Annotated in this window: 13 protein-coding genes and 1 pseudogene; 11 read left to right on the top strand and 3 right to left on the bottom strand. The window is 45.2% G+C overall.

Annotated elements, in window-relative coordinates; all coding sequences use genetic code 11:
• Positions 1–69 precede the first annotated feature (69 nt).
• The 8 genes from R7E51_RS10555 (at position 70) to R7E51_RS10520 (ending at position 11394) form a co-directional block, all read left to right on the top strand.
• Positions 70–732, top strand: a complete 663-nt coding sequence (locus tag R7E51_RS10555) for a potassium channel family protein (RefSeq protein ID WP_005388291.1) — start codon at positions 70–72, stop codon at positions 730–732.
• A complete protein-coding gene (locus R7E51_RS10550; RefSeq protein WP_206958163.1) occupies positions 729–2096 on the top strand; it encodes a TrkH family potassium uptake protein in 1368 nt (455 codons plus the stop codon). The genes R7E51_RS10555 and R7E51_RS10550 overlap by 4 nt, the downstream gene beginning before the upstream one ends.
• A gap of 360 nt (positions 2097–2456) precedes the next feature.
• The gene (locus R7E51_RS10545) at positions 2457–5441 is read left to right on the top strand and encodes a M6 family metalloprotease domain-containing protein (protein ID WP_165439067.1); all 2985 of its coding nucleotides are present in this window, start codon (positions 2457–2459) and stop codon (positions 5439–5441) included.
• Between the two features lie 172 nt (positions 5442–5613).
• Complete coding sequence (locus R7E51_RS10540) at positions 5614–6426, top strand: sugar transporter (protein WP_104975968.1); 813 nt, start codon at positions 5614–5616, stop codon at positions 6424–6426.
• A 176-nt stretch (positions 6427–6602) separates the two neighbouring features.
• Entirely contained in the window at positions 6603–8072 is a 1470-nt protein-coding gene (locus R7E51_RS10535; RefSeq protein WP_206958161.1) for a protein adenylyltransferase SelO, read from the top strand.
• Positions 8073–8284: 212 nt separating this feature from the next.
• Positions 8285–9283 carry a TRAP transporter substrate-binding protein gene (locus tag R7E51_RS10530; RefSeq protein WP_206958159.1) on the top strand — a complete coding sequence of 333 codons (999 nt, stop codon included), beginning with the start codon at positions 8285–8287 and terminating at the stop codon, positions 9281–9283.
• 71 nt (positions 9284–9354) lie between these two features.
• A complete protein-coding gene (locus R7E51_RS10525) occupies positions 9355–10029 on the top strand; it encodes a TRAP transporter small permease (protein ID WP_206958157.1) in 675 nt (224 codons plus the stop codon).
• Positions 10030–10032: 3 nt separating this feature from the next.
• Positions 10033–11394, top strand: coding sequence for a TRAP transporter large permease (locus R7E51_RS10520; protein ID WP_005382255.1), 1362 nt, complete (start codon positions 10033–10035; stop codon positions 11392–11394).
• Between the two features lie 33 nt (positions 11395–11427).
• On the opposite strand, the gene R7E51_RS10515 is transcribed toward R7E51_RS10520, so the two are convergent.
• The 3 genes from R7E51_RS10515 to R7E51_RS10505 all read right to left on the bottom strand — a co-directional run bounded on the left by R7E51_RS10515 (position 11428) and on the right by R7E51_RS10505 (position 14836).
• The gene (locus tag R7E51_RS10515; RefSeq protein ID WP_021034161.1) at positions 11428–11610 is read right to left on the bottom strand and encodes a hypothetical protein; all 183 of its coding nucleotides are present in this window, start codon (positions 11608–11610) and stop codon (positions 11428–11430) included.
• 78 nt (positions 11611–11688) lie between these two features.
• Positions 11689–13026 (bottom strand): sigma-54-dependent transcriptional regulator, encoded by a 1338-nt coding sequence (locus R7E51_RS10510; protein ID WP_017819922.1) that lies wholly within the window; start codon positions 13024–13026, stop codon positions 11689–11691.
• A gap of 4 nt (positions 13027–13030) precedes the next feature.
• Positions 13031–14836 (bottom strand): sensor histidine kinase, encoded by a 1806-nt coding sequence (locus tag R7E51_RS10505; protein WP_017819921.1) that lies wholly within the window; start codon positions 14834–14836, stop codon positions 13031–13033.
• 39 nt (positions 14837–14875) lie between these two features.
• Here R7E51_RS10505 and R7E51_RS10500 point away from each other — a divergent pair.
• The 3 genes and pseudogenes from R7E51_RS10500 to clpP all read left to right on the top strand — a co-directional run bounded on the left by R7E51_RS10500 (position 14876) and on the right by clpP (position 17402).
• A pseudogene (locus R7E51_RS10500) lies at positions 14876–15088 on the top strand (hypothetical protein).
• Positions 15089–15362: 274 nt separating this feature from the next.
• Positions 15363–16670, top strand: coding sequence for a trigger factor (gene tig, locus R7E51_RS10495; protein ID WP_005382251.1), 1308 nt, complete (start codon positions 15363–15365; stop codon positions 16668–16670).
• A gap of 105 nt (positions 16671–16775) precedes the next feature.
• Positions 16776–17402 (top strand): ATP-dependent Clp endopeptidase proteolytic subunit ClpP, encoded by a 627-nt coding sequence (gene clpP, locus R7E51_RS10490; protein WP_005382347.1) that lies wholly within the window; start codon positions 16776–16778, stop codon positions 17400–17402.
• Positions 17403–17435 lie beyond the last annotated feature (33 nt).

The raw sequence follows: 17435 nt of genomic DNA, 5'->3' as shown, positions 1-17435 counted from the left end.
TTGCACAAGGTAAGGAATGGGCGCAAACTTTTTTGCTTGCTAATGAATGCATAATAAGATGGGGCACAAATGAAAACAGGTGATAAGCAATTCGCCGTTATTGGTCTTGGCCGATTTGGTTTGGCAGTGTGTAAAGAGTTACAAGATTCAGGCGCTCAAGTTTTAGCCGTTGACATCAACGAAGACAGAGTTAAAGAAGCCGCCAGTTTTGTTAGTCAGGCGGTTGTGGCTAACTGTACTCACGAAGAGACGGTTGCTGAGCTCAAACTTGATGATTACGACATGGTGATGATTGCCATCGGAGCGGATGTCAATGCCAGTATTCTTGCGACATTGATTGCTAAAGAGGCGGGAGTAAAGTCAGTATGGGTTAAAGCCAACGACCGCTTCCAAGCTCGTGTTCTGCAAAAAATTGGCGCAGACCACATTATCATGCCTGAGCGTGACATGGGGATACGTGTCGCGCGTAAAATGCTCGATAAACGGGTTCTTGAGTTCCACCCATTAGGCAGTGGCTTAGCTATGACGGAGTTTGTGATTGGCTCTCGTTGGATGGGTAAGACACTAAGTGATTTGGCTCTGTGCAAAGTCGATGGCGTGCAAGTGCTAGGGTTTAAACGGGGCCCAGAAATTACCAAGGCACCTGACCTTAATACCACACTAGAAATTGGTGACCTAATTATTGTGGTCGGCCCTCAAGATGCGCTCGCAAATAAATTAAAATCGCTATGACGTATTTTCATCAGAAAGGTGTTTTTTACGCACCAGATGGTAAACAAGAGAAAGCGAAAGGCAATGAACCGCGAATTATATTGCTCAGTTTTCTCGGTGTTTTACTGCCTTCTGCGGTATTGCTAACCTTGCCAGTATTTTCTGTTACGGGCCTGTCGATAACGGATGCTTTGTTTACCGCAACGTCCGCTATTAGTGTGACAGGGCTTGGTGTTGTCGATACTGGGCAACACTTTACGCTTGCGGGTAAAATCTTGCTGATGTTTTTAATGCAAATCGGTGGGTTGGGGCAGATGACGTTGTCGGCGGTCTTACTCTATATGTTCGGCGTGCGTTTGAGTTTGCGTCAACAAGCGCTGGCGAAAGAAGCATTAGGGCAAGATCGGCAAGTCAATCTAAACCGACTAGTAAAGCGGATTGTTGTTTTCGCGCTTGTTGCAGAAACGGTCGGGTTTATTTTTCTCTCTATCCGCTGGGTCCCTGAAATGGGCTGGCAGACTGGTATGTTTTACGCCTTGTTTCATGCAATTTCTGCATTTAACAACGCTGGGTTCGCGCTGTTTTCTGACAGTATGATGAGCTTTGTGAATGATCCGTTGGTTATCTTTACACTGGCGGGGCTATTCATTTTTGGCGGGCTTGGTTTTACTGTTGTGGGTGACATCTGGCTAAACTGGCGCAAAGGTTTCCACTTTTTGCATCTTCACACCAAAATCATGCTGATTGCGACACCGATATTGCTCTTAGTCGGAACGATGCTGTTTTGGTTACTTGAGCGAAGCAACCCAAACACAATGGCGTCTTTACCTGCAACAGGGCAATGGTTGGCGGCATTCTTTCAATCTGCGAGTGCTCGAACGGCAGGGTTTAATAGTGTTGACTTGGCGCTGTTTACTCAGCCAGCCTTACTGGTCATGATTGTTCTGATGTTAGTTGGAGCGGGTTCCACCTCAACGGGGGGCGGTATTAAAGTTTCCACATTTGCTGTTGCGTTTATGGCTACGTGGACCTTTTTACGCCAAAAGAAACATGTGGTTATGTTTAAGCGAACCATAAATTGGCAAACTGTGACTAAGTCATTGGCAATTATCGTTGTGAGCGGAGCCATCCTGACAAGCGCAATGTTTTTATTGATGCTTACCGAGAAGGCCAGCTTTGATAAAGTTATGTTTGAAACCATTTCCGCATTTGCCACAGTGGGGCTCACCGCAGGTTTGACTGCGGAACTTTCTGAACCTGGTAAATACATTATGATCGTGGTGATGATCATTGGTCGTATTGGGCCGCTCACGCTTGCCTACATGTTGGCACGTCCTGAACCTACCTTGGTCAAATACCCAGAAGACGCCGTTCTTACAGGTTAATATAGCGTTAAACAATGGCCGCGCGACCATTACGAGCATTGATTAATAGCAGTGCTCGTACATTTATAGAATATGTGGAATGTTGCCCAATTTTACCTACAAATTCGTAGAAGTTCATTTCTTCTTCCTTTCGTTTCGATACTATTCATTCACTCAATTTATATTCTCAGAAGCTACGCTCATAACAGCGTTTTGGAATCCGACGCTTTTGTAGTGTGACACCAAACTACGTCGTGTTATCTGAGCGAATTGATACCAGCCTTCGTCAATAGTCACTCAGTCTTACTCTATGCCCATAGGGTTACTTTGTGTTTGTTGTGCTTGGTATGAATGAACGAATCGAAAAGATGGAGTCGTACTTTGAAATTCAACACACTCGCCATGGCTATGTTAACTGCGCTTCTTGCAGGGAAGAGCATGGCAACTACTCCGCCATCACCGGTTTGGCATACTATTGCGTTGAGCGATGGTAGCTCCAGTGAGGCAATTCTACGTGGAACGGCAGATTTCCACTGGTTTGAAGATAAGCAGGGCAATGCCTTACTTCAGGAAGACGGCGTTTGGTTTTTCGCGCAGATTCAGCGCGAGTCAGACACGCCAATATTGATCTCGACAGGTGTGGTGAAAACGCAGTCGAGTGAGCCACCTGAGTCGGCGAGGTTTCGACCGGATTTACAAGTTAAACCGCAATTATCTTCTCTAAAAACCATTGAACCGATGGCACGAAAAAACCTACTGCGCTCGGCGCAAGGTTACCAGGCGATGAGCAGTTCAACGGTGAAGCAGCAGCCCCTATTGGTTGTGCAAGTTTCGTTTGATGACCAAGCAATGGTGCATGATTTTGAGCAACGCGTATTTAATACCAATGGTCAAAGCGTTGTGGATTACTTTGATAAAAACTCTCAAGGTAAATTCAAAGTTGTTCCTGCACTTGAGAGTTACGGCACCGCCAATGACGGTGTGATAGATGTGACTGTGGCACAAAGCCACCCTAACTGTCACTCTAGTTCGACTGATAAGACATGCACCGCCAAGTTGAATGCGGTTTTCACCGAGGCTTATCAAAAACTGGATCCATACTTTAATCTTTCGGCCTACGACAGCAATCAAAATGGTACCGTAGAACCGTCAGAACTCTCTGTCATGTTTATTTTTGCGGGGGGAGATCGTTCAACAGGGGTTCTCAACCGTCCTGCGATTTGGCCGCACAAATTCTCTCACGATGATGTCACACTAGATGGTAAAAAGATCACAGACTATTGTGTGTTCGCTGACTATCAAGTTGATCATCAAGCGACGTTGGGCGTGATCGTACACGAGCTTGGCCACTTAATGCTTGGCTTACCGGATTTGTACGCAAGGAACAGTGATGCCTCGATTGGCTCTTGGGGCGTGATGGGTGGCGGTTCATGGGCGCAGAAACCGGGAGATTCATACGCTGGTGACACTCCGGTTAACATGAGTGCATGGAGCAAACACGCTGCTGGTTTTGTTGTACCAACGGTAACTCATGAAAGTCCAGCGCCTATTTCTGTGAACAACGACGATGTCAAGCTGGTGTATCTCGACCCGTACTTGAAAGAGTTTGGTCCACGTGTTTACTTGGAAAATCGCACCTTTAGCGGTTACGACCGAGCATTGGCGGCTGAAGGTATCCTGGCGACGTCGGTCAATGTCCAGAACCGCTTTAATGATGTTGGCGCGATGCAGGTTCAAATCATGCAGGCTGATGGTCTGAATGAGTTAGAAAATGATGGTAGGAGTGACGCTGACGATTTGTACCCTAATGGTGGCGATGTCATTTCAGATACATCGACCCCGGGTCTGAGAGCGATCACAGGGTTTGATACTGGGGTTCGTATTTCCAACATTGCCAGCAACACCAACGGCGGTAGCTTTTCTCTTGAGCATACAAACGAACCAAATAAATCAGCATGGCTGAACTCTCTTCATCAAGGTTATGTGTACGCGAGTGGGAGTAACACTCTGGCGGTGTCACTGGACTTGAATAGTGATACAGAGCTTGATGGCCTTCAACTTTATGCGCAAAGAGATAGCGCTCAAAGTGACATGACTTATCGAGTTTGGCGATTCCCATTTTCTGGAAACATTGGCTATCGATTAATATTGAATCAAAACAACGCTGAGCTTTTACAGCAAGGTAACTTCCAAAAGTCATCTCGAATTTTATTCCCCCAATCAAGCCAATTGAGTGCGGGTCAGCACTTATTGGTCGTTGAATTGGAAGGCGGTCAATTTGATGCAAACTTTGACTTCGGCCGCTTGCTAAAAACTGAAAAAGCCTCCCTACCTGTAATGTGGACTGGTGATTACAGTGAGATTGGCACGTTTGGTCTAGAAAAAGCCGGGTTCTCTTATATTCCGTTTGCAGCATTATTAAATGTGGATGCGAGCAACTTGGTTGAAGCGAAATCTGATTTGTTACAAACCAATAAAAATACGCCAATCAAACTGAACCTGATGGACAATGATTTCATGGCGGTAGGGTATCAGTTCAATGTGGACATTGTGCAGAAGCCTGAGCACGGCACCATCTCTGGCAACCAGTACCAACCTGAAGCTAACTTCGTTGGTCTGGACACTTTCCAATATCGTTTGTTGTCGGTTGATGGTGCGTACTCATCTTCAATCGTGAATGTGCAGGTGGAAGTGCTTGGCAGCAACGAAGCGCCAGTGGCCGTGATTGATGTTGATAATAAAGACATGACGGTTGGGCAGCGAGTCACGTTGTCTGCGTTAAATAGTACGGATGCTGATGGTGATGTGTTGAGTTATAAATGGGAGCAGTTGGCTGGCACTTCAGTTTCTCTTGGCAATGCAACCAGTGTTAGCACAAGCTTTACGGTGCCTCAAGGTGCAAAAGCGGGTGAGGTTCTGACATTCCGTTTAACCGTGACTGATCCTAGTAATGAAACGTCCAGTGCTACCGTCGATTTAACCATGAAAAACGCAGCGCCACTTACGCTTGCAGATACGGCGACCGTTGCCGTTGGTGAAAGTATTCTGATTGATGCAGCGAGCAATGATTCGGATGTGAACGGCGATAAACTGGTTGTAGAAAGCGTACAGAACGTAACGGGTGTGGGAAGTGCGAGTGTAGAGAATGGCAAAATCCGTTTTCAAGCACCGGATAGCCCTACTGACGGCATCAAGCTGCAATATACGGTTTCAGATGGTCATGGTGCCACTGCTACGGGGGAAGTTATCGTGACGGTTGTTGCTTCTTTGAAGACAACGACATTCAAGAACTCTGAAGGTAGCGGCAGTGTTTCTTATTGGGCTTTGATGTTACTTGCAACATTAGGCTGGCGACGTCGCGTCTAAAACGGTATTGAATTGCGGTATAAGCCACTCACATTGAGTGGCTTATTTTTTATCTGATCTATTTTGGTTTCGTTCTCATTATCTTATGAGATGTGTTTCTCATTATTTTTAAAGCGATTTTTCTACTCTGCGGTTACCCTAGGGGCCGATTTTTATGAACTAAGGATGTTATATGTCTACCGAGGGCTTTTCTGTTTCGGAAATATGCCGAGAAGCGGCAGTGATGGTCAGAAGGAATCTACTCGCAATTGTTATTGCTTGTATTCCGTTGATTATCGTGCACTCAATTTTTGCTTTTATGTATCCTGAAATGACGGGGCAAGATCAAGCGAACGTTCAAGAAGGCAATGTCGCAGGATTTTATTTCGTCACAATTATTTTGTACCCACTTGTTGCCGCTATGGCGGCTGTGCGTGTGCATCGAATTTATTTAGCCGGCGATTACATGCACTCTGCGTTGGATGTATTTCGTTTGTCAGCTCGAGAATTCCGTTTCATAGGCTGGTGGATACTGTTTGGACTGATGATGATGCTCGTTATTGGTATCCCGATCTTTGTGTTGTCGTTTATCTACATTGCAGAAAGTGGTGAAGCCGACTTTGTTGCTATGGCTATTATCACAACGATTGCAAGCATTCCTGGCTATTGGGTAATGGCGCGATGGTCATTTGTGTTGCCAGCGACAGCAATGGATCATCAGCCGCGCAGTTTGCGTCGTTCGTGGAACCAGAGCAGAGCATACAACAAACAAGTATTCATTTTGATGGGACTAATTCCATTGGGTGCGGGCTTGCTCAGTCAGCTGATCTTTAGCCACTTTACGAATCTCTTTATGTTGAGCCTCGTCGGTGTGGCCTATGGTATTTTTGGCGCGTACCAGCTGGCATTGTTATCGTTGAGCTATAAAACGGTAGTGGATATCGAACGCGCTCGTTTTGATACGCCATCACAGCCACCAAAAACGGGTGAAGAATTTTCCGCTTAACCCTTTGATCGTTTTTACATGCAACCTCCGTTTAGGAGACGGTCTGCGGCAGGTTGATACCTTCCTGCCGCCTTCGCGTTATTCACGCAAAATACCCATGCCCATTTCATGGCTGAATGACAGGGACATTCACACGTATACTCACAACAGTACTTCTTTTTATTAAGGAACCCTACATGTCCATTTGGCAACGGGTCAATTTCACCCATCGCTTTAGTCAATTACCGTCAGCGTTCTATACGTTGGTCGAGCCACAACCCTTGGACAACACTCGCTGGGTCGCTTGGAATGGTGAGTTTGCACAGCAGTTTGGTTTACCAGAAGAGCAAAACGATGAGTTATTGGCGGTTTTTTCCGGGCTAAGTGAATTCGAACAATTTCGTCCTCTTGCGATGAAATATGCAGGCCATCAGTTTGGCGTTTACAACCCAGATTTGGGCGATGGACGTGGATTACTGTTGGCAGAAATTGAGCATCAGAATGGTACTTGGTTTGATCTTCACCTCAAAGGTGCAGGGCTAACGCCTTACTCGCGAATGGGAGATGGGCGAGCGGTATTACGCTCAACTATCCGTGAGTACCTGTGCAGTGAAGCCATGGCGGGCCTTGGGGTTCCGACGACACGTGCTCTCGGTATGATGGTCAGTGATACACCTGTTTATCGAGAAAAAACGGAATCGGGCGCTTTGTTACTTCGAATGGCTGAAACCCATGTTCGATTTGGTCACTTTGAGCATTTCTTTTACACCAACCAGTTAGCAGAGCAGAAGCTGTTGGCGGATAAGGTGATTGAGTGGCACTTTGCTGATTGTGCATCGGCGGAGAAACCATATGCCGCGATGTTTGACGCCATCGTGACTAAAACAGCCGAGATGATCGCATATTGGCAAGCTTTTGGTTTTGCGCATGGTGTGATGAATACCGATAACATGTCAATTCTTGGGCAAACTTTTGATTATGGTCCGTTTGGCTTTCTTGATGATTATGAGCCGGGATACATTTGTAATCATTCAGACTACCAGGGTCGTTACGCATTTGATCAACAGCCTAGAATTGCGCTTTGGAACTTGTCAGCATTGGCGCATGCGCTATCGCCACTCGTTGAACGAGAAGATTTAGAATCGTCGTTGAGTCAATTTGAAGTTCATTTAAGCCAGCAGTTCAGCCGCCTCATGCGTGAGAAGTTGGGCTTAAAAACTAAGATAGCGGAAGACGGGCGTTTGTTTGAAGCTATGTTTGAGCTTCTTCACCAGAACAAAACGGACTACACTCGCTTCTTCAGAACACTTTCAAACCTTGATAATGCGCCTTCCCAAGCCGTAATCGATTTATTTCTCGACCAAGAAGCTGCGCGAGCTTGGCTTGATCTGTACTTAGCTCGGTGTGAGCTAGAGGTTGATGAACTAGGGGGCCTGATTTCAACCGAACAGCGTTGCAAACAGATGCGTCAAGCCAATCCCAAATACATCTTGCGTAACTACTTGGCTCAGTTGGCGATTGATAAAGCGGAAGAAGGGGACCTTAGCGAATTACACCGATTGGCCGAACTGTTAAAACGCCCATTTGATGAGCAACCCGAGTTTGATGATTACGCGAAATTGCCGCCGGAATGGGGGAAGAAAATGGAGATAAGCTGTTCTTCATAAATGGGTCATTTTCCACCCATTTTTATCTTTTTCTTGGGTGGAATTCACTCGTTACACTTCGGATTCATGTTAATGGGCCATGTTAATTTATTGAAATACATATAAATTTTAACATGGTCCATTAATTGCTCTTTGTTGAACATCCGTACCCATCGCCTAACACCTAGTTACTCATGGACGGGATGGGATGTGATTCAACAAGGAGAATAATAATGTTTAAGCCTCTAACTCTACTATCTGTCTCTGCACTTGCTGTTACCAGTTTTAATGCTGCCGCAAATTGTGACCCGGGTGAAACGGTCATCAAGTTTAGCCATGTAACGAACGCGGACAAACACCCTAAAGGCATCGCGGCTTCGTTACTTGAAAAGCGCGTCAACGAAGAGATGAACGGTAAAGTCTGTATGCAGGTGTTTCCTAACTCAACACTTTATGATGATGACAAAGTGTTGGAAGCGCTACTGAATGGTGATGTTCAACTCGCTGCTCCTTCTCTTTCTAAGTTTGAGAAATTCACCAAGAAGTACCGCCTTTTCGATCTTCCTTTCTTGTTCGATGATGTCGACGCGGTTGACCGTTTCCAAAACTCGGAAGCGGGTGAAAAGCTGAAAAATTCAATGAAACGTCGTGGTCTGCAAGGTATTGCGTTTTGGCATAACGGCATGAAGCAAATGTCAGCCAACAAGCCGCTCATTTCTCCAACTGATGCTGAAGGACTTAAGTTCCGTGTTCAAGCCTCTGATGTACTCGTTGCTCAGTTTGAGCAGCTAGGTGCTAACCCCCAAAAAATGTCGTTCAAAGAAGTTTACGGAGGCTTGCAAACTAAGGTTATTGATGGTCAAGAAAATACTTGGTCAAACATTTACGGCAAAAAATTCTTCGAAGTTCAAGATGGCATTACGGAAACGAACCACGGAATTCTGGATTACTTAGTTGTGACGTCAAACGACTTCTGGAAAAACCTACCAGATGATCAGCGCGAGCAGTTAAATACCATTATTCAAGAGGTAACTGCGCAGCGTAATGCTGAGTCAACCAAAGTAAACCTTGCGAATAAGAACAATATCATCGAAGCAGGTGGTGTGGTTCGTACTCTAACGCCAGAACAGCGTCAAGAATGGATCACTGCACTTCAACCAGTATGGAAGAAGTTCGAAAAAGACATTGGTTCTGACCTAATCGAAGCCGCTTTGGCGTCTAACCAAAAATAATAACACCTAGCACATTTAGCCCTCTCAAACAGAGGGGGCTCTTTCCCCCCTACAGACGACGTGATGTAATTATGGAACAGACTTTTTTTGCCAAGGCTGGACGAATCACCGATGCCATTGAAGAGACTTTGATTGCTTTCTTCTTGGGTGCCATGACCTTGCTGACCTTTGCCAATGTCATCTTTCGTTATGTCTTTAACGACAATATTCTTTGGGCGCTTGAGCTCACCGTTTTCATGTTCGCATGGATGGTGTTGGTTGGCGCATCTTATGGTGTGAAAAAACACTTTCATATTGGTGTCGATGTCATTATTAACATCGTTCCGGAAGGTAAACGAAAAGCCCTGGCGCTTTTTGCAGCAATGTGTTGCTTAGCCTTCTCTATTTTGCTGTTAATTGGCGCTTGGAACTACTGGTATCCGTTCGCTACTGACCGAGCGTGGTATGAAACGGACGATATTCCGATGCCTGAAATACTCCAGTTCATGGCCGATTGGTTAAATGAGGGAGAGCGTTATGAAAAGCTGCCACGTTTTATTCCTTACTTCGCTTTGCCACTTGGAATGGCGCTACTAACGTTTAGATTTGTTCAAGTCACGTGGCAAATCGCTACTGGTAAGCTCGATCGCTTGATTGCAGGACATGAAGCGGAGGAAGAGCTCGAATCTCTTAAAGCTGAGATGAGCGACGCTGAAGACGTAATGGCTCCAAAGGCCTCGCAAGACGCTAAAAACAAGGGGCAATAAGCCATGGATATCTTATTTCTATTTTTGATGGTAATTGGCTTTATGCTGGTTGGCGTGCCAATTGCTATTTCGCTGGGCCTTTCCAGTGTTCTTTTCCTTTTAATGCATTCGGATGCCTCTTTAGCGTCAGTTGCTCAAACGCTGTTTAATGCGTTCGCGGGCCACTACACGCTATTGGCTATTCCATTTTTTATATTGGCTTCAAGCTTTATGTCGACGGGTGGCGTAGCAAAGCGGATCATTCGTTTCGCCATTGCCATTGTAGGCTGGTTCCGCGGCGGTTTGGCGATGGCTTCGGTTGTAGCGTGTATGATGTTTGCCGCGTTGTCAGGTTCCTCACCTGCAACGGTTGTTGCCATAGGTAGTATTGTTATCGCAGGTATGATCAAAAACGGTTACTCAAAAGAGTTTGCCTCTGGGGTAATTTGTAACGCAGGTACGCTAGGGATTTTGATCCCACCTTCGATTGTGATGGTGGTGTATGCAGCCGCAACGGATGTGTCAGTTGGACGTATGTTCCTTGGTGGTGTGATTCCCGGTTTGCTGGCGGGTGTCATGTTGATGATCGCGATTTACATTGCTGCGAGAATCAAGAACCTTCCAAAACAACCTTTTGTCGGTTGGAAAGAAACCTTCGATGCCGCCAAGGATGCAAGCTGGGGCTTATTGTTGGTCGTCATCATTCTTGGTGGTATCTATGGCGGTATCTTTACGCCGACAGAAGCCGCTGCGGTTGCTGCTGTGTACTCATTCTTTATTGCTAACTTTGTATACAAAGACATGGGGCCATTTGCAGACAAGAAAAACACTAAACCTGCGCTCGTTAAAATCTTCCAAACCTTTGTTCATAAAGACACCAAACACACCCTGTATGAAGCGGGTAAACTCACCATCATGCTGCTGTTCATCATTGCTAATGCCTTAATTTTGAAGCATGTTTTAACGGAAGAACGCATCCCGCAAATGATCACCGAGTCGATGCTCTCGGCTGGTCTCGGACCCATCACTTTCTTGATTGTGGTGAACGTCTTGTTGTTGATTGGTGGTCAGTTTATGGAGCCATCAGGCTTGTTGATCATTGTTGCGCCGCTCGTGTTCCCAATTGCGATTGCATTAGGCATAGACCCAATTCACTTGGGCATAATGATGGTGGTGAATATGGAGATAGGAATGATAACGCCGCCCGTGGGTCTTAACTTATTTGTGACCGCTGGTGTTGCCAAAATGTCGATGATGAACGTAGTGAAGGCAGCATTACCCTGGGTTGGAGTGATGTTCTTGTTCCTAATTATCGTCACATATGTACCATGGGTTTCGACTTGGTTGCCTACTACCTTGATGGGGCCGGAGATCATTACCAAGTAATGGAAGCCAGAAAGTAGAAAGAGGTGTGAGAATTCACACCTCTTCGTCTATTGACTTGTAACAAGTTTTGCGCGGGTCTGAATTAATTCGACGTTCATAGTGTCGCCACCTCTTTTTATTTTTACGACGCTCTTCACCGAATCTTCTCTCTTCTTGATAGCAACCGTCTACGAGCACGGTATCTGTAACAATCGGTATTCTCACTTTTTCGTTCATATCTATAACAACCATGATAAACCCGTTGTTAAAAATTATGATTCAAGTTGAATATAATGCCAGCTATTTGAACGTGTTTTATTTGTAAAGGTCTTTATTTATTTGGTAGCGCTGCATCTTGTCGTAAAGGGTTTTTCTTGGCACATTCAATTGGCACATTGTCTGTTTAATACTACCGTTGTTTTCTAATAAAGCGCCTTCAATGGCTGCTCTCTCAAACTCCGCCACTTGCTCTGCAAGGCTTGAGGAAGACTTAGCGACTGGGTTTGATTCTCCCAACTGAATTAACTTACCCAATAGCACAAAACGCTCTGCAGCATTTCTGAGTTCTCGAACATTGCCAGGCCAGTCATGGCTCATCAGTTGCGCTAGATCTTGGGGTGACAAGCTAGGAGAGCTTTTGCCATAACGTGAAGCTGCTACCAACAGAAAGTGGTGAAAGAGGGCTGGAATGTCTTCTTTTCGTTCGCGTAGTGGCGGGAGATCCAAGGTCACGACATTGAGCCGATAATAGAGATCCTGACGGAAAGTACCTTCTTCAGCTGCGTGTTTTAAATCGACCTTTGTTGCTGCAATCACTCGAATATCTAAAGGCAATAATTCATTTGAACCGACACGCTCAATCACGCGCTCTTGTAATACCCTCAATAAACGAATTTGGGCTTGGATAGGCATCGACTCGATCTCATCCAAGAAAAGTGTGCCGCCTTGTGCAAACTCAAATTTACCGATACGACGGCTTTCGGCGCCAGTGAATGCGCCTTTTTCATGGCCGTAGAGTTCACTCTCAATTAAGTTCTCTGGAACCGCTCCACAATTTACGGCGACAAAGTTTTGGTTCCGGCGAGAGCTTTGCTCATGTAAAGAACGAGCGATTAACTCTTTCCCTGTACCGGTTTCACCAAACAATAAAATATCGGCGTCGGTATCGGCGATTTGGGTGATGGTCTCTCGTAATATTTGGATGCTAGAGGTTTCACCAATAACTCGTGGACCAAGGGTTTTACTGGCTTTAAGTGACAGGCGCAGTTTTTCATTTTCATTGGTTAGTTTGCGCTTCTCAATCGCCCGCTTAACCGTTTCAACCAAATGCTCTGGCGCAAAAGGTTTCTCAATAAAGTCGTAAGCGCCTTGATGAAGGGCTTGCACTGCCATGGAAATATCACCGTGTCCAGTGATCATGATGACGGGTAAGTTTGCATCGCGTTGAGTCAAAGTTGTTAGCATATCCATACCAGAAATGCCCGGTAAACAGATATCAGTGACCACGACGCCAGCTTCTTCTCCTTGCTGCATCGCTATTAAAGCCGATTCTGCATCCACAAAAAACTTGGCGTCGATATCCGCAAGTTCAAAGGTCTGTTCTATAGCGAGTCTGAGATCGGCCTCATCATCAATAAAAAACACCTGACACATGATCTTATCCTTTTGATGGTTCAGTGTTGTAAGAAGTGATAGGTAAACACAATGAGAATCGAGCGCCGCCTTGTTCTCGATTATGGGCACATAATTTTCCATTCATACTGGCTAAGATTTGTTGCGAGATAGAGAGACCCAAACCTAAACCGTTCAGTTTAGTGGTTAGAAACGGCTCACATAAATCAGAAAGTGAGAAAGAGCCAAGTCCTGGGCCATTATCATCAACATGAATCCAAACTAAATCAGTGTGCTCATCGTGTTCTACAGATAATTCTACCTGTTTGTCTTGTTGTTCTTTGAGTGCTTCTATCGCATTAGTCAGTAAATTGACCAACACTTGCTCCAGTTGAATAATATTGATCTGCACTTCAACATCATGCTCTGGCAAATTTGTTTCTAACGTGACGCGCCCTGATTTAAATGCGGGCTTCATCAGTTCTTTTACAGAGGCTATCACAGGGAACAATCGAGATTGAGCCAACTCGTCACCACTGGTTTTTTTGGCGAAAGAGCGAAGTTGCTGACTGATATTTGCCATACGGTCAGTGAGAGCAGAAATGCGAGTGAGATTATCTTCCACTCGCTCATATTTTTCTTTTTTTAGAAACAGCTTGCCGTTCTCCGCAAAGCTACGAATTGCTGCAAGTGGATTATTCAGTTCATGGCTGATACTGGCCGACATTTGTCCTAACACCGCGAGTTTCGCTGCTTGCACCAATTCATCTTGAGTAACGCGTAAAGTTTGCTCGGTATCGATACGCTGTGCGATCTCCGCTTGCAACTCGGCAGTCCGTGCCATGACTTGATATTCCAACTTTTGATTTGCTTCTTGTTGAATTCGTTCAAGTTGCAAGTGACGCTGTTGACGGTGATAGATAAGCTGACCAATTAAAAACAAAACCATGAATGCTAGAGTGAGTACAAAGATGTAACCCATGGTGAACCAAACGATCGACTGTTTAGGAGACAGCACACGAATTGTCAGTTTGAGTTCGGGAAGGGGCAGCGAAGAGACCACCAAGGTTCCTTTATTGTATGGGTAACCCTGTTTAAGCTCAGAATGCACCTCGTCCAAACTACCCACTAATCCAAGCGTTTCAATTGGCGCATCAAGATATTGTTGGCTTGCCCAAACTTGCTTTTTCTCTTTTTTTGTCAGTGGTTGTAAGCTTTTGAGTAGCCATTCACTTCGGCTACTCATGAAAACAATTCCGTATGGGTCGCTGGCGACAAAAACACTGTTTGGTTGCTGCCAGTTGTCCTCTATCTTACTTAGGTCCATCTTCACCACGACGACACCAAGTACACCGCCAGCGTATATGATGGGATAAGAATAGTAGTAGCCACGTTTACCAGATGTTGAGCCCAGTGCGTAGTATTGGCTTCTTTTGCCTACAATGGCTTGTTTGAAATAAGGGCGAAATGCAAAATTTCGCCCGATAAAGGAGCGCTGTTTACGCCAGTTGCTGGCCGCGATCGTTGTACCCCATTGATCGATTAAGTACGTATCCGCTGCTTCAATCACGCCATTAACGGATTCTAAATACCGATTAGTGATTTCCAGTTGCGCACTGTTGTTGGGGTGCAGAAGCGCTTGATAAAGTGGATCATCTTTAGCGAGAAGATTTGGGATATGGGCGTACTTATCGAGTTTATTTTTTATATGGCCAGAAAATTGCTCAAGCTGTGATTGGTGTTTATCAAGTAGAGATTGATAACTGGTCTGCCAAACCCAATGGCCACCGATAATTGCGCACAGGAAATAGAAAGCAAAAAATGTCAGCAGAATCCGTTTTTTTTGCGACATCCTTACACTCCTTACAACTTCCTTTGGTCACGTAAGAAAATGTTAATAGTTTGTAGGAAGGATTAGGGATTTAGTTTTCAACTCTGTGGAGTAAAACAAGAGCAAGATCTCTTTTTAGGCTTTTCGATAAAAAAACCGGTCGATTCTCTTGAAAAAGTCGCTATTGTCCCCATTCTAGATATGCTGGCGATGCTTAGACGGTGTCTGAATCGCATTTTTGAAGAAAAAATGGGTCAGCATTCGAGAATTTAGCGCAGACAATGTCCACATAGTGGCTATTGGCTCGACAGGGTTGCGACAGATCGCTAGAATGTCGCGTCTAAAAATTCTGTCCTGAGGCTAATAGGAGATACCTTTGGTTATTTTATCGAAGATATCACTGATTAGTCCGGTACTGACAACCAGTATCGATACTCGATTTTAAATTAGGTGTTCGGACAGAACACTACACAAGGATGAAGCGTAAGCTCCTCTGAGTTTCGCTCATACGCTCGGAAAACCGAGCCACTTTAGAGGTTTATATATAATGCAAGTTACTGTTGAAACGCTAGAGGGCCTAGAGCGCCGTCTAAACATTACTGTTCCAGCTGCAAACATCGAAGACGCTGTAACAGCTGAACTACGCAACATCGCTAAAAACCGTCGTTTCGATGGTTTCCGTAAGGGTAAAGTGCCTCTAAAAATGGTTGCTAAGATGTACGGCAAAGCAGTACGTCAAGACGTTCTTGGTGAAGTAATGCAACGCCACTTCATCGAAGCTATCGTTAAAGAGAAAATCAACCCAGCTGGCGCTCCAACTTTCGCTCCTGTAGAGAACAAAGAAGGTTCAGACCTAGTTTTCACTGCAACTTTTGAAGTTTACCCAGAAGTTGAGCTTAAAGGCCTAGAGAGCATCACTGTTGAAAAACCACTAACAGAAGTTAAAGATGCAGACGTAGAAGAGATGATCGATACTCTACGTAAGCAACAAGCAACTTGGGTTGAAGTTGAAGAAGCAGCAGAAGATGGCAAACGCGTAAGCATCGACTTCGTTGGTTCTATCGACGGTGAAGAGTTCGAAGGTGGTAAAGCTGAGAACTTCCCTCTAGAAATGGGTGCTGGTCGCATGATCCCTGGTTTCGAAGACGGTATCGCAGGTAAAACTGCTGGTATGGAATTCGACATCGACGTGACTTTCCCAGAAGATTACCACGCTGAAAACCTAAAAGGTAAAGCAGCTAAGTTCGCAATCAAAGTGAACAAAGTTGAAGCTCGTGAACTACCAGAACTAAACGACGAGTTCGTTGCTAAGTTCGGTGTTGTTGAAGGTGGTGTTGAAGCACTTAAAGCTGAAGTTCGTAAGAACATGGAACGCGAACTTAAGCAAGCTGTTAAGAACCGCATCAAAGAGCAAGCGATTGACGGTCTAGTTGAGCAAAACGACATCAACGTACCATCAGCGCTTATCGAGCAAGAAATCCAAGTTCTACGTCAACAAGCTGCACAACGCTTCGGTGGTAACCCAGAAGCTGCTGCTCAGCTTCCACGTGAACTGTTCGAAGAACAAGCTAAACGTCGCGTAGTTGTTGGTCTTCTACTAGGTGAAGTAATCAAATCTGAAGAGCTAAAAGCGGACGACGAGAAAGTTAAAGCTCTAATCGAAGAAATGGCTACTGCATACGAAGATCCATCAGAAGTTATTGCTTACTACGAGCAAAACGAAGAAATGATGAACAACATGCGCAACGTAGCTCTAGAAGAGCAAGCAATCGACGCGATCATCGCTAAAGCACAGGTTTCTGAGAAAGAAGTAGGCTTCAACGAGCTACTTAACCAACAACAACCTGCTGCTTAATAAGCAATATCTTGCGTAGAAGGTTGACTTAACGTTAACTATTCTGCTAACAATGGTCCGTATGATAGTCATCATCCGGGCCATTTATTTTAGGGACATAAGAATATGAGCTACCAAGAAAAAAATGCAATGTCGCCAATTATGGACGCGCTAGTACCAATGGTGGTTGAACAAACTTCCCGAGGCGAACGCTCTTACGACATCTACTCACGTCTGCTTAAAGAGCGCGTGATTTTTTTAACGGGTCAAGTGGAAGACCACATGGCAAACCTTGTCGTGGCTCAGCTACTTTTCCTAGAATCTGAAAATCCAGATAAAGATATTTTCCTATACATCAACTCGCCAGGCGGCAGCGTAACAGCTGGTATGTCTATTTACGATACCATGCAGTTCATTAAGCCAAATGTCAGCACTGTGTGTATGGGTCAAGCATGTTCAATGGGTGCCTTCCTGCTTGCAGGTGGTGCGCCAGGTAAGCGTTACGTACTGCCTAACTCTCGTGTAATGATCCACCAACCATTGGGTGGTTTCCAGGGTCAAGCTTCTGATATCCAAATCCATGCTCAGGAAATCCTGACGATTAAACAGAAGCTAAACAAGTTGTTAGCAGAACATACAGGCCAACCTCTTGAAGTCATTGAGCGCGATACTGATCGTGATAACTTCATGTCATCAGAGCAGGCTGTGGAATACGGTATCGTGGATGCAGTGTTAAGCCACCGTGGCGAGTAATTAGCCAGCGCATTTTGGCAAAAATTGATATAC

This window comes from Vibrio sp. Vb1166 (assembly GCF_033338695.1).
In the GTDB taxonomy this organism is placed as follows: Bacteria; Pseudomonadota; Gammaproteobacteria; order Enterobacterales; family Vibrionaceae; genus Vibrio; species Vibrio alginolyticus.
This window is presented reverse-complemented; position numbering and strand designations above follow the sequence as displayed.